The organism is Pseudomonas fluorescens NCIMB 11764 (genome assembly GCF_000293885.2).
GTDB lineage: Bacteria > Pseudomonadota > Gammaproteobacteria > Pseudomonadales > Pseudomonadaceae > Aquipseudomonas > Aquipseudomonas fluorescens_B.
Window position 1 is genome coordinate 4,044,120 of the sequence record NZ_CP010945.1, and the last position, 13,501, is coordinate 4,057,620.

Annotated in this window: 14 protein-coding genes; 10 read left to right on the forward strand and 4 right to left on the reverse strand. The window is 61.3% G+C overall.

Annotated elements, in window-relative coordinates; translation table 11 throughout:
• The first annotated feature begins 37 nt into the window (after positions 1-37).
• From B723_RS18660 to B723_RS18695, 8 genes are all read left to right on the forward strand, one after another.
• Positions 38-502 carry a hypothetical protein gene (locus B723_RS18660; RefSeq protein ID WP_017339279.1) on the forward strand — a complete coding sequence of 155 codons (465 nt, stop codon included), beginning with the start codon at positions 38-40 and terminating at the stop codon, positions 500-502.
• 35 nt (positions 503-537) lie between these two features.
• On the forward strand, positions 538-825 hold the full coding sequence (locus B723_RS32360) for a hypothetical protein (protein WP_080995133.1): 288 nt from the start codon (positions 538-540) through the stop codon (positions 823-825).
• Positions 822-3,521, forward strand: a complete 2,700-nt coding sequence (gene mdeB, locus B723_RS18670) for an alpha-ketoglutarate dehydrogenase (protein ID WP_017339277.1) — start codon at positions 822-824, stop codon at positions 3,519-3,521. The genes B723_RS32360 and mdeB overlap by 4 nt, the downstream gene beginning before the upstream one ends.
• A gap of 40 nt (positions 3,522-3,561) precedes the next feature.
• Positions 3,562-4,806 (forward strand): dihydrolipoyllysine-residue acetyltransferase, encoded by a 1,245-nt coding sequence (locus B723_RS18675; RefSeq protein WP_017339276.1) that lies wholly within the window; start codon positions 3,562-3,564, stop codon positions 4,804-4,806.
• A gap of 123 nt (positions 4,807-4,929) precedes the next feature.
• Positions 4,930-5,130 (forward strand): YbdD/YjiX family protein, encoded by a 201-nt coding sequence (locus B723_RS18680; RefSeq protein WP_017339275.1) that lies wholly within the window; start codon positions 4,930-4,932, stop codon positions 5,128-5,130.
• A gap of 156 nt (positions 5,131-5,286) precedes the next feature.
• Positions 5,287-5,769, forward strand: coding sequence for a GNAT family N-acetyltransferase (locus tag B723_RS18685; RefSeq protein ID WP_017339274.1), 483 nt, complete (start codon positions 5,287-5,289; stop codon positions 5,767-5,769).
• A 114-nt stretch (positions 5,770-5,883) separates the two neighbouring features.
• Positions 5,884-7,104 (forward strand): hypothetical protein, encoded by a 1,221-nt coding sequence (locus tag B723_RS18690; protein WP_017339273.1) that lies wholly within the window; start codon positions 5,884-5,886, stop codon positions 7,102-7,104.
• A 35-nt stretch (positions 7,105-7,139) separates the two neighbouring features.
• Positions 7,140-7,772 (forward strand): glutaminyl-peptide cyclotransferase, encoded by a 633-nt coding sequence (locus tag B723_RS18695; RefSeq protein WP_017339272.1) that lies wholly within the window; start codon positions 7,140-7,142, stop codon positions 7,770-7,772.
• Positions 7,773-7,792: 20 nt separating this feature from the next.
• Here the strand turns inward: B723_RS18695 and B723_RS18700 are convergent, their stop codons facing one another.
• A complete protein-coding gene (locus B723_RS18700) occupies positions 7,793-8,653 on the reverse strand; it encodes a CAP domain-containing protein (protein ID WP_017339271.1) in 861 nt (286 codons plus the stop codon).
• Between the two features lie 184 nt (positions 8,654-8,837).
• The gene (locus tag B723_RS18705) at positions 8,838-9,740 is read right to left on the reverse strand and encodes a LysR substrate-binding domain-containing protein (protein ID WP_017339270.1); all 903 of its coding nucleotides are present in this window, start codon (positions 9,738-9,740) and stop codon (positions 8,838-8,840) included.
• Positions 9,741-9,846: 106 nt separating this feature from the next.
• Between B723_RS18705 and B723_RS18710 the strand changes: the two genes are divergently transcribed.
• Both B723_RS18710 and B723_RS18715 read left to right on the forward strand, forming a co-directional pair.
• Positions 9,847-11,244 (forward strand): MFS transporter, encoded by a 1,398-nt coding sequence (locus tag B723_RS18710; RefSeq protein WP_017339269.1) that lies wholly within the window; start codon positions 9,847-9,849, stop codon positions 11,242-11,244.
• Positions 11,241-12,515 (forward strand): glucarate dehydratase family protein, encoded by a 1,275-nt coding sequence (locus B723_RS18715; RefSeq protein WP_017339268.1) that lies wholly within the window; start codon positions 11,241-11,243, stop codon positions 12,513-12,515. The genes B723_RS18710 and B723_RS18715 overlap by 4 nt, the downstream gene beginning before the upstream one ends.
• On the opposite strand, the gene B723_RS18720 is transcribed toward B723_RS18715, so the two are convergent.
• Positions 12,499-12,807 carry a DUF7693 family protein gene (locus tag B723_RS18720; RefSeq protein ID WP_017339267.1) on the reverse strand — a complete coding sequence of 103 codons (309 nt, stop codon included), beginning with the start codon at positions 12,805-12,807 and terminating at the stop codon, positions 12,499-12,501. The genes B723_RS18715 and B723_RS18720 overlap by 17 nt on opposite strands.
• 43 nt (positions 12,808-12,850) lie before the next feature.
• Positions 12,851-13,483 carry a response regulator gene (locus B723_RS18725; RefSeq protein ID WP_017339266.1) on the reverse strand — a complete coding sequence of 211 codons (633 nt, stop codon included), beginning with the start codon at positions 13,481-13,483 and terminating at the stop codon, positions 12,851-12,853.
• Positions 13,484-13,501: the final 18 nt, after the last annotated feature.

The window sequence follows — 13,501 nt, forward strand, 5'->3', positions numbered from 1 at the left end:
TGTGGGAAGGGACCGTTCAACCGCTGGGAGTAACGCCATGCATGCGACATCGCAATCCGCAGTCTGGATCAAGGAACCGTCGGCGGAGGCCGGGGTGGTCATCGTCACCAGCGCCGCTTTGCCCAAATACATGATCGACAAGCTGCACATGGCGATCGATGACTGGGATCAGGTGGCTTATCTGGCCGTCAAGCAATCCCGGGAATTGATGCTCGACTGGTTGCGGGTCGGGTTCAACCCCGGGCAATCGACGCGAGTCGACGCGTGTGACGCCAGTCAATTGCTGCGCTACGTTTCCAAAGGCAGCTTTTTACTGGACGTCGAAGTCGGCGCGGCCCCTGGCCTGGCCTGGCTGGGCTCTGTCTGTGGTCACCCGTTGCGCGTCGTCGAACTGGGAGAAGTAGCGTCCTCCAGCGCGGCGATGGACCGACAGGTGGAAGCGGTTCTATCGGCCACCCGGAGCCTGGCGAAAAGCGTGCTGCAGGAACGCTGCGGCATTTAGCAATCAGCCACCCCCAAACAAGAAAGGCGAAGCCTATGAGCCAAACTGCCGACTGTCGCAAAGCCATGAAATGGATGCGCGAGCCTTCAAGTTGCACGCGTATTGTCGTCATCGCGTCCGGACTTGAAAGCGATCATATTGACTTGATCCACCAGGGCTTCAGCTGTTTTGACAATGTTGCGATGATCCATGTCGAGACGGCGAATGTCGTCTCGGCGGAGCGTTCCATCCTCGAGGCGATGGAGCACGTCAAAAGCCTCGCCCGAGCCAGCCATTCGCGCCACCTTGAAGTGTTTCCCGACACCTGCAGGAGTTGCCCATGAACCCGTCCGACATTCATGCCCAATTGCCGGGCCAGACCGCTGAAGATGCCCAGGAAATCGCTGAATGGCGGGATGCCTTGCTCTCGGTCATCGCCCATGGCGGTGCCGGGCAAGCCGCGCAGATCATGGACATGCTGGTGGCGCTGGCCAGCACTGCCGAGATGAACTGGCGGCCACGCCACGGCACGCCCTACGTCAATACCATCAGCGTTGAGCAGCAGCCGGTGTTTCCGGGCGATCTGGCGATGGAAGAACGCCTGGCCTCGATCATGCGCTGGAATGCGCTGGTCATGGTAGCCCGGGCCAACCAGGCCTATGGGGAACTCGGTGGCCACATCGCCAGTTATGCCAGTGCTGCGGACTTGTTCGAGGTGGGCTTCAACCACTTCTTCAAGGCGCGTACCGAAAGCAGCGGCGGAGATCTGGTGTTTTATCAGCCGCACTCCGCGCCGGGCGTTTATGCACGGGCCTTTCTGGAAGGTCGCCTCGAGGAAAAGGACCTGCAGCATTATCGACAAGAGATCGGCGCGCGCGCCCAGGGTGCCCGAGGCCTCTCGAGTTACCCGCACCCGTGGTTGATGCCGGACTTCTGGCAGTTCCCGACCGGCTCGATGGGCATCGGCCCGATCAGCTCGATCTACCAGGCGCGCTTCATGCGATACCTGGAGCACCGCGGCTTGCAAGACACCGCCGGGCGCACCGTCTGGGGCGTGTTTGGCGACGGTGAAATGGATGAGCCGGAAAGCATGTCGGCCCTGACGCTGGCGGCGCGTGAAGGGCTGGATAATCTGGTGTGGGTGGTCAACTGCAACCTTCAGCGGCTGGACGGTCCGGTGCGGGGCAACGGTCGCATCATCGATGAATTGGAGGCGCTGTTCGGTGGGGCTGGCTGGAACGTCATCAAACTGGTCTGGGGTTCCGACTGGGACGGCCTGTTTGCCCGGGATCACGACGGTGCGTTGGTCAAGGCCTTGTCCGCCACGGTCGACGGCCAGTTCCAGACCTTTGCCGCCAAAGACGGGCGCTTCAACCGCGATCAGTTCTTTGGCCAGAATGAAGCCCTGACGCATCTCGCCCAGGGCCTGACCGATGAACAGATCGACCGCCTCAAGCGCGGTGGCCACGACGTGGTGAAGATTTTTGCCGCCTACCACAGCGCGATGCGTGAGGGCAGAAAGCCCACGGTGATTCTGGCGCAGACCAAGAAAGGCTTCGGCATGGGCGACGCCGGGCAGGGCAAGATGACCGTGCACCAGCAGAAGAAACTCGACAAGGAGGCCTTGATCGCCTTCCGTAACCGTTTCAATTTGCCGCTGACCGATGAACAGGCCACCTCGCTGAGCTTCTTCAAGCCCGCCGACGACAGCGCCGAAATGCGTTACCTGCATGAACGTCGCCGGGCATTGGGCGGGTACATGCCGTCGCGACCGACAACGTCGGCGTCATTGGCGGTGCCCGATATCAACAGCTACGCCGGGTTCGCCATTGCCGCGGAAGGCAAGGAAATGTCCACCACCATGGCGTTCGTGCGGATGCTCAGCGGTTTGCTCCGGGACAAGCAACTGGGGCCGCGCATCGTGCCGATCGTGGCGGATGAGGCGCGCACGTTCGGCATGGCCAGCCTGTTCAAACAGATCGGCATCTACTCCAGCGTGGGCCAGCGTTACGAACCGGAGGACATCGGTTCGATCCTGAGTTATCGGGAAGCCCTGGATGGCCAGATTCTCGAAGAAGGCATCAGTGAAGCTGGCGCGATCAGTTCCTGGGTCGCCGCGGCGACCAGCTATTCGGTGCATGGCCTGCCCATGCTGCCGTTCTACATTTACTACTCGATGTTCGGCTTCCAGCGCGTCGGCGACCTGATCTGGGCGGCGGCTGACCAACGGGCACGCGGGTTCCTGCTTGGCGCCACGGCGGGCCGCACCACGCTGGGTGGCGAAGGCCTGCAGCACCAGGACGGTAACAGCCACCTGATGGCAGCGATGGTGCCCAACTGCCGTGCCTACGATCCGGCGTTCGCCGGTGAGTTTGCGGTGATCCTCGATCACGGCATGCGCCAGATGCTGGAGCGCCAGGTCGATGAGTTCTATTACGTCACGCTGATGAACGAAAACTACCCGCAGCCCAACCTTCCCGACGGTGTCGAACAGGCGATTATCAAAGGCATGTACCTGTTCGCCCGACACGAAGTCGAGGATGCACGCGGCAGCGTCCAGTTGCTGGGCTCCGGCGCGATCCTGCTTGAAGTGATCGCGGCAGCCGAGTTGCTGGCCAGCGACTGGAACATCGACAGCGAGGTGTGGAGCGTCACCAGTTTCGCCGAACTGGCCCGCGAGGCCCGCGAAGTGGAGCGCTGGAATCGCCTGCATCCCGGACAACCGGCGCGGCGCAGCCACGTTCAGGAATCGCTCAACGACGCGGCGCCGATCATCGCCTCTACCGATTACGTCCGCGCCTTGCCCCAACTGATCGCCAGTTATGTGCCGGCGCGTTACACGGTGCTTGGCACCGACGGTTTCGGCCGCAGTGACACCCGCGGCAGGCTGCGCGCGTTTTTCGAGGTGGATCGCCATCAGATCGTCTTGAGCGCGCTGACGTCACTGGTTCAGGAAGGACTCCTCGATGTTGGCGTGTGCGCCGAAGCGATTGCGCGCTACGCGATTGATGTGGACGCCATCGCGCCTTGGGAAGCTTGAAGCCGGGCTTCAGGTCGAGTCGAATTATCAGGAAATGGTCATGAAGAATGTGCATGAAGTGCGAATGCCCGACATTGGCGATGCCAAAGATGTCGGTGTCATAGAAATACCGGTCAAGGTGGGCGATGCGGTGGTCGAAGGGCAGACCCTGATCATCGTCGAGACCGACAAGGCGTCCATGGAAATTCCATCGCCGCAGACGGGTGTGTTGCAATCGTTGGTGGTCAGGCTGGATGACAAAGTCAGCGAGGGATCGCCGATTGCCTTTATCGAAAATGAAGGGCGATTGGCGACGTCTGCGCCCAGCATAGAGCCCGTTGCAACGGTCGCGGCGCCTCTGTCGGTGGCTGCGCCAGCGTTGCTCATCGAAGCGTTTGATCCGCCAACGGACTTGCCGCTGGCATCGCCGTCGGTTCGCAAGTTCTCTCGTGAGTTGGGTGTTTCGCTCAAGGCCATTCAGGGCACGGGTCTACGTCGTCGCATCACCAAAGCCGACGTGTCGGCCCATGTGAAAGGCGTACTGACAGTAACTGAAACCGGTGTTCAGCCATTAGGCGGATTGCTGCCCTGGCCGGTGGTGAATTTTGCCAAATACGGGCCGGTGGAAACCCGGACACTGTCGAGAATCCGCAAAATCAGCGGGGCGAACCTGCATCGCAATTGGCTCATGATTCCCCACGTGACCAATCATGACGACGCCGATATCACGCAGCTCGAACAATTCCGCGTGCAGGTGAACAAGGAAAAGGCCGGCAGCGGGGTCAAGTTGACGTTGCTGGCGTTGTTGATGAAAGCCTGTGCCGGCGCGTTGAAAAAATTCCCGGAGTTCAATGCCAGTCTCAAAGGCGACGACCTGGTGTTAAAGCGCTATTGCCACATCGGTTTCGCCGCCGATACGCCTGAAGGGTTGGTCGTCCCCGTCATCAAGGACGTCGATCAGAAAGGCGTGCTGGCGATTGCCCGGGAAATGTCGGTGCTGGCTGAAAAGGCGCGGGGGGGCAAATTGAGCGTTGCCGAGATGAGTGGCGGCTGCTTTTCGATCTCGTCGTTGGGCGGTATTGGCGGGACGTATTTCACGCCGATCATCAATGCGCCGGAAGTCGCCATTCTCGGGGTGGGCAAAAGCACGGAACGACTCGCGCTGGAGGGCGGGCAGGTTGTCGCGCGCAATATTCTGCCGTTGAGCCTGAGTTGGGACCATCGAGTGATCGATGGCGCGGCGGCGGGGCGTTTCAACGCGTATCTGAGCAGTGTGCTGGCGGATTACCGCCGGTTGGTTCTGTGACCCGGTTGCCGGTTTACCGGGTTCGTTCAGTCACTTAACTGACAACTTCCCCGGTCGCGGACACAATTCAGATACATAAGTGCGGTTTCATGGGACCGTCCAACCCTCAAAGAGGCTTTTGCCATGTTCCGCAAACTGCAGCTTGCCGCCAGGTTCCTCAGCCAGAGCACGCGCCTGATGGTGGGCGTTCCGGATTATGACAACTACGTCGCGCAGATGAAGCGCAATCATCCGGACGAATCGGTCATGAGCTATTCAGCTTTTTTTCGTGAACGTCAGGAAGCACGCTACGGCAAACGCAGTTGCACGACGCGGTGCTGCTGAACGCCGGTTGATCGGTGGTCACCGAAAGGCCTCGTCCTCTCTGAGAGGGCGAGGCTTTTTGCGTTTCATGGTTAGCAAACTGTCCGCATGCAGCCACTTTAATTCGGAGCCTGCAATCAGTAATGTGTCACACCGACATTTGGATGGAGCCGAATCATGCCCCTCACTCACCGCCCTGTACGCGCTGAAGATGTTCTGGCGATCTGCAATTTCCCGCAAACCCCTGAAGAACTGTTTTTCATGTTTCCGAAGGGGCAGTACCCGCTGACGGACGCCCAATTACTTGCATCGATTGCCCAACGTTCTGACTCAACGGTGGTTGAAGAGGATGGCTCTGTGATTGGTTTTGCGAACTTTTACAGGTTTGAGCGAGAAGGCGTGTGCGCGATCGGCAATGTGATCGTGGCACCCAGGGCCCGGGGAAAGGGCGTGGCGAAATTTCTGGTGGAGACGATGGTGGGGCTGGCGATCGATCGTCACCAGGCCAGTGAAGTGCAGATTTCATGCTTCAACGAAAACACGGCGGGACTGCTGCTGTATCCGCAGCTCGGATTTATGCCGTTCGGTATTGAGGAACGGCTCTCGCCGGATGGTCGTCGGGTCGCACTGTTGAACATGCGGTTGCTGACCCACGCCTGACCCTCGGACATCCCCTTACAAGCGCAAACAATCCCGCCCCGTGCTCATCCTGTCGCGTGACTAGACTAACCAAGGTTATCGAACGACAGGAGCGACAACCGTGGCGCTACTCCTATGGACTCATTGATCACAGCTGCCGCGCGGGCACTGGCGGCGGGCGACCCGCTCGGAGCGCTGGACCGGGTGGCGTTGCGTGACGATGCGCCCGCGCTCGCGTTGCGCGGTATCGCCATGGCGCAACTCGGCGATCTGGTTCGGGCGAAAGCGCTGGTGAAAAGCGCCGCACGTGCATACGGGCCGAAAGAGGCATTGGCGCGGGCGCGGTGCGTGGTGGCCGAGGCCGAAATTGCGCTGGCTTCGCGCGACCTGGGCTGGCCAGTGAAGGCGCTCGAAGCCGCACGGGTGACGCTGGAGGCGCACGGGGATCGAGTGAACGCCGCTCACGCGCGGTATCTGCAGATTCGGCGACTGTTGCTGATAGGGCGCCTCGACGAGGCTGACGCTCTGCTCGCTGCGCTGGACCCTGCAACGCTGCCACCGGTTTTACGCGCCGCCCATGAATTGGTGGCGGCGGGTATTGCGATCCGTCGCCTGCAATCGCAAACGGCCCGGCATGCCCTGACGAGGGCCGAGCATGCCGCGCGCGAGGCGGGTATCCCGGCGCTCACTGCCGAGGTCGAAAACGCCTTTCTCGTCCTGAATTCCCCGACAGCGCGTCTGATCGCCCATGGCGAAGAGCGACCGTTGTTACTGGATGAAGTTGAAGCGGTGCTCGGGTCGACCGCGTTGGTGGTGGACGCCTGCCGTTATGCCGTGCGCGGCGCCGGCATGTCGGTTTCCCTGGCCAGGCGCCCGGTGCTGTTCACCCTCGCGCGGGCGTTGGCCGAAACCTGGCCGGCGGACGTATCGAGGGAGACACTGATTCGCCGGGCGTTTCGCCTGAAGCTATCGGACGAGTCCCATCGAGCGCGCTTGCGTGTTGAAGTCGGGCGCCTGCGCGCGGCGCTGAAACCCTTGGCGGGTGTCGTCGCCACCCAACACGGGTTTGCGCTGGTGGCGCTGGTTTCATCCGACGTGGTGGTGCTGGCGCACCCGATCGAAGAACGATACGCGGCGCTGTTTGCGTTGCTCGCCGACGGCGAATCCTGGTCAAGTTCAGCGTTGGCGTTGGCCCTCGGCACCAGTCAGCGCACGGTGCAGCGCGCACTCGACGCGCTGGCGGCGGCCGGAAAAGTGCAGCCATTCGGACGTGGCCGGGCCCGGCGCTGGATGACCCCGCCGATGCCGGGTTTCGCGACGACCTTGTTACTCCCGGCGCCCCTGCCGAGTGACTAGGATGGACCTCACGAACCCCTGATGAGGAAACCGAAATGAAACACTCAAGCGCAGAAATCCTCCGCGAGTATGGCCCGTTCACCGGCGTCGACAGCGTGCATGGCGTGACCTGGGACGGTGAGCGCGTCTGGTTTGCCAGTGGCGAAAAACTCATCGCCCTCGACCCGCAAAGCGGCAAGACCTTGCGTTCAATCGATGTCACCGCGGATGCGGGTACGGCGTTCGATGGCCAGCACCTGTTCCAGATCGCCGCCGACCGCATCCAGAAAATCGACCCGCAGTCCGGCAAGGTGCTCAATACCATTCCCGCACCGGGCGGCGGCAATGATTCCGGGCTGACGTGGGCTGAAGGCACACTGTGGGTGGGGCGGTATCGCGACCGGAAAATTCACCAGCTCGATCCCGAGACCGGCGCGATTTTGCGCACGATCGAGTCCAACCGCTTCGTTACCGGGGTGACCTGGGTGGAGGGGCAGCTTTGGCATGGGACGTGGGAAGGCGACGAGAGCGAACTGCGTCGCGTCGATCCGAAAACCGGGGAGGTGCTGCAGAGCGTCAAGATGCCGACCGGAGTCGGCGTATCGGGACTTGAGTCAGATGGCGGCGATCAGTTTTTCTGCGGCGGCGGTGGCAGCGGGAAGGTGAGGACGGTACGCCGGCCTGCATGACGCTCACTGCGTTACCGGCCTCAAGGCGCTCCAAACAGCATCGTCCAGTAAACCCCTTCGTCACTGCGCGAATCCGTCGCGTAGGCGGCTCCCACTTGAGTGAACAGCGGGCTCATCAAGTTGGCGCAGTGTCCGGGGCTGGCGAGCCAGCCTGCCATTGCCTTGCTCGGTGAGCCTTGCCCCGCGGCGATGTTTTCGCCGATCTGGCGGCCACGGAATCCGGCCGCTCTTGCACGGTCGGCGGGCGTATCACCGTCGGGATCGCGGTGTGCGAAGTAATTTCCGTAGGCCATTGCCTTGCTGTGGCCCTGGGCTGCGGCCCCGAGGCTGGCGTTCCAGGCGAGTGGTCGGGCGGCGGCGAAACGCTGACGCCCGCAGAGGCGCGGTTTGGCCCGCGCGGCGTTGACCTGGGCGAGCAAGGCCCGGCTGACGGCTCGTGTGTCGTCCATTTGGCTGTCCAGTACTGGCCGCGCCAGCACCACTTGCCATTCGCTGCGGCTGCGACTGACGCCGATATCGGCGTATTGGCTGTCCAGCAATGCCATGCAGTAGTCGCTTTGCAGCAGGTCGAAGGCCTCTTCGGCATCTTGCGCGCCGACCACACGCAGGGTGCGCACGGTCACTGCCTGATAACCGGAAGCTTTCAACCGGTCCCGCAAGCCGCCGCCGTAGCCGATCGGCAAGGCCAGGTTGGATTTCAGCGTCAACGGTGACAAACGTTGGGCGGGACGCCGCTCGCAGCGCTGCGGGTGTGCACGGTAATCGTTGATGGCTTCCACCAGTTGCCGTTCCGCGCCGGCGTGGGCGGGGCGGGTGGTAAAAGAAAGCAGGGTGAACAGGCACAGCGAAGTCAGGCGCAAGGCGTGGTCGGTTTGGCGCATGGAGGGACAGCTCTGAAGAGATGACAACGATTAGGGGAGGAATTGGCGCCGCTGTAAGACTGGGGAGTTCAAACAAGGTTCACGGCGCAGGAGGGCATATTTACCGGGGCCGCCACGCGTCTGACGGACGTACCGTTCGATGCTGTTTTGCCAGCCAGCAAGATCCACACCTCTCGCCCGCTATCTACGCGCCCCAACCCTCCCGCACCGCCGTGCGAATCCCCTCCAGCAACATCGCAAACGCCGGGTTGTCATTGTTCTCCCGCCAGATCAGATGCAATTCGCTCTGCACCCCTTCGCCCAGGTCGATATCGCGAAATACCACATTCTTGAACACCACACTGCTGGCGCAACGCGGCACCAGCGCCAACCCCATGCCGGCGTTGACCAGCGCCAGAATCGTCAGCGACGAGCCGAGCCATTGCACGTATTCCGGGGCGACGCGGGCCGAGCGCAGCATCCCGGTCAGCAGTTCGTTGAACGGCGGGTAGGCGGCGTGGGAGTACATGAGAAACGGTTGGGCATCGAGGTCGTTGACCGACACGATTTCAGTGCTGGCCAGCCGGTGGTTGCTGGGCACAGCGAGGACAAACGGTTCGCGCACCAGGCATTCGGTGGCGTAACCCGGCTCCAGCAATGGCGCACGGACGATGCCCAGATCGATACGGCGGGCACGCAAGGCTTCGTGCTGCTGGTAGGTGTTCATTTCCGACAGGTCGATTTTCACCTGCGGTTGTTTGAGCCGCGCTTCGGCAATCACCTTGGGCAGGAATTCGTACACCGCACTGCCGACGAAACTGATGTTCACCGTGCCGATATCGCCTTCGGCGAAGCGTCGTGCGGTGGCGGCGGCTTGTTGGGCGCGCTCCAGCAGGTTCTGCGCTTCGATAAAGAACGCGCGGCCGGCGGCGGTCAGGGCGACGCTGCGGGTGGTGCGGGTGAACAGCTCGACGCCCAGATGGTGCTCCAACAGTTGAATCTGCCGGCTGAGCGGCGGCTGGGTCATATTCAACCGTTCGGCGGCGCGGCGGAAATTGAGCTCGGTCGCCACCGTGGTGAAGCAGCGCAATTGCGTCAGTTCGAACATTGATCTAATCCAGGTATCAATCGAATGCCAAGTTAGATTAGACGGGATCAATGTCCGCGTCCATGATCGGCCCGTCCCTAAAAAAACAATGAACGGGAGTCGCCCCTTGAATACCCTCCAGAGTCCGCCGGACCCGACTGTGCTCGCCCGCGCAGCGGCCAAGGTCAAGCGCCACGTGCTGCCGCTGTTCGTGGTGATGTTCATCGTCAACTACATCGACCGGGTCAACATCGGCTTCGTGCGCAGCCACATGGAAACTGACCTGGGCATCGGCGCCGCCGCCTATGGCCTGGGCGCCGGGCTGTTCTTCATCGGTTACGCAATCTTCGAAGTCCCCTCCAACATGCTGCTGCAACGCTACGGCGCCCGCGCCTGGCTGACGCGCATCATGTTCACTTGGGGTGCGGCCGCCATGGCCATGGCGTTCGTGCGCGGCGAAACCAGCTTTTATGTGCTGCGTTTCATTCTCGGCGCAGCCGAGGCGGGTTTCTTCCCCGGCATCATTTACTACTTCACCCAATGGCTGCCGTCGACCGAACGCGGCAAGGCCATGGCGATCTTCCTCAGTGGCTCGGCCATTGCCTCGGTGATTTCCGGGCCAGTCTCCGGTGCCTTGCTGAACGTCAGTGGTTTCAGCCTGCACGGCTGGCAGTGGATGTTCCTGATCGAAGGCTTTGCCTCGATCGTGCTCTGCGGGTTTGTCTGGTTCTGGTTGCAGTCCCATCCGCGTGAGGCGAACTGGCTGAGCACGGAAGAAAAGGACGCACTCGTGAGCGCCATCGCGCTGGAGCAGCAGGCCCGTGAAGCCACGCAGACAGTAAAGCCGTCGATGTTCAAATTGCTGGCTGACAAGCAGATTGCGCTGTTCTGCTTCATCTATTTTTCCATCGCCCTGACTATCTACGGCGCCACCTTCTGGCTGCCAAGCATGATCAAGAAAATGGGCAACCTCGGCGACTTCCAGGTCGGCCTGTTCAACTCGATTCCGTGGATCATTTCCATCGTCGCGATGTATGCCTTCGCCGCCATGGCCAGCAAATGGAAACACCAGCAGGCCTGGGTTGCGTTGACCTTGGTGATTGCTTCGTTCGGCATGTTCATGTCCACCACCGGCGGGCCGATTTTCGCCTTCGTCGCCATCTGTTTTGCGGCCATTGGCTTCAAGGCTGCCTCGGCGTTGTTCTGGCCGATTCCCCAAGGCTATCTGGACGCACGCATCGCGGCGGCAGTGATCGCGTTGATTAACTCTATCGGCAACCTGGGCGGTTTTGTGGCGCCGACGGCGTTCGGTTTACTCGAGCAAAAAACCGGATCCATCGAAGGTGGCCTCTACGGTCTGGCAGCCACTTCACTGGTGGCGGCAGTGGTGATCTTCTTTGCCCGCACGGCACCGCGGGGCGATGCACACAACGTGCTGAAGGGGAAACCGGTCGATACCGCAGCAGCGCCCACCTCTTTAAGTCACCCCGCTTTGAAACCTGATCCAAAGGGAGCAGCCTCTTGAAAATCAAACGAGTCACCGTCACCCCCATCGCTTTCCGTGATCCGCCGCTGCTCAATGCCAGCGGGATTCACGAGCCTTTCGCGCTGCGCTCGATCATCGAAATCGAAAGCGACAATGGCTACATCGGCCTAGGTGAAAGTTACGGCGATGCGCCGGCGCTGTTGATCCAGCAACAACTGCAATCGCAACTGATCGGCCTTGACCCGTTCAATCTCAATCAACTGCGCCGCATCGTCCAGGCCACCGTGGCGGCGAACAAACCCGCGAGCATTGCCGGTGCCGAACTGGCGCCGGGCTCACACGCCAGCAAAGCGGTGAGCAACGCGTATTCGGCGTTCGAAGTGGCGTTCCTGGATTTGCAGGCACATTCGTTGAACGTGCCGTTGGTGGACCTGCTGGGCGGGGCGATCCGCGATGAGATTCCGTTCAGCGCCTACCTGTTTTTCAAGTACGCGCAACACGTCGATTCACCCTACAAGCCAGACAATTGGGGCGAGGCGCTGAACGAAGAGCAGATCGTCGCCCAGGCGCGGCGGATGATCGAGGCTTACGGCTTCAAGAGCATCAAGCTCAAGGCCGGCACGTTGCCGCCGGAGCATGAAGTGTCGTGCATCAAGGCGCTGAAAAAAGCCTTCCCCGGCTATCCGCTGCGCATCGACCCGAACGGCAACTGGTCACTGGAAACCTCGATTCGCATGGCCGAGCTGCTGGGCGATGACCTGCAATATTACGAAGACCCGACGCCGGGCCTCGACGGCATGGCCGAGCTGCACAAACGCACCGGTTTGCCGCTGGCGACCAACATGGTGGTCACCGATTTCGACGAGTTCCGCCGTAGCGTGGCGTTGAACAGCGTGCAGATCGTCCTCGCCGATCACCATTACTGGGGTGGTCTGCGTGACACTCAGGCGCTGGCGAAAATGTGCGACACCTTTGGTCTCGGCGTGTCGATGCATTCCAACTCGCACCTGGGCATCAGCCTGATGGCGATGGCGCATGTGGCGGCGGCGGTGCCCAATCTGGATTACGCCTGCGACACCCATTACCCGTGGCAGGAGCCGGATGAAGAAGTGATCAAGGGCGGCAAGCTGCCGATTGTCGATGGCTGCGTGAAAATCACCCGTGCACCCGGGCTGGGCCTGGAACTGGATCAGGATCAGCTCGGCAAGTTGCATGATCAATACTTGACCTGCGGCATTCGTCAGCGCGATGACGTGAAACAGATGCAGCGCTACAAACCGGACTGGAAAGCGCTTAAACCGCGGTTTTGAATGCGCTCAGCAAACGCTCGATCTGTGCCTGCTCCCAGCCGCTGAGCAAACTCACCGGGTCGGTGCCGTAACGTTGCCAACTGTCGAAGCTGCCCTCGCGGCCATCCGGGCTCTGGCAATGCTGGCAGTGGCGCAGGTGGGTGCCGTCGACATCGAGGGTCAGACGCCAGCCCTCGATATCGACCTGCACCACGCCGGGCTCGGCCGGTTCGCCCGATAGTCGCAGCGGGCGAACCTCCAGAGCGGCATCACGCAACAGCTGGTAAATCTCACGGGCGGTCAAGGGCGGCACAGCGGTCTCCGGCAAGTAGGTGTGTCGGTGGTGTTTGCGTGGTTTACGGCGAAATGATCCCGTGATCGATCGCGTATTTCACCAGCGCCGCCGGTTTGTCGATGTTGAGTTTGCGGCGGATGCTCAGGCGATGGGTTTCTACGGTGCGCACGCTGATGTCCAGGTCGCGGGCCATTTCCTTGTTGTTCATCCCTTGCGCCATTTTGTACAGCACCTGACTTTCACGGGGCGTCAGCTCGTTGTCGGTACTTTTATCGGCGATGAGCCGCTGGGCGATTTCAGCGCTGTAGAACGTCCCGCCGCTGGCAATGGCTTCGATAGCCGCAATGATTTCCCGTGACGGCGCATTCTTCAGCACATAGCCGCTGGCACCTGAGCGAACGGACTCACTCACGTATTCGTAATTGTCGTACATGCTCAGCACCAGCACTTTGAGCGACGGGTACTGGCTGCGCAGCAACCGGGTCAGCTCCAGGCCGTTCATGTCTTTGAGGCTGATATCGACCAGCAACAGATCCGGCTGACAGCGCCCGACCATCTCGATGGCGTCCGCGCCATTCTCGGCTTCGCCGACCACTTCCAGCGGGGCCATGACAGACAGCAGCGCCTTGATCCCGTCGCGGACCAAAGAGTGATCGTCGACCAGGGCGACGCGGATCGGGGAGGGCAGGTTCATCACGAGTATTCACTCTTA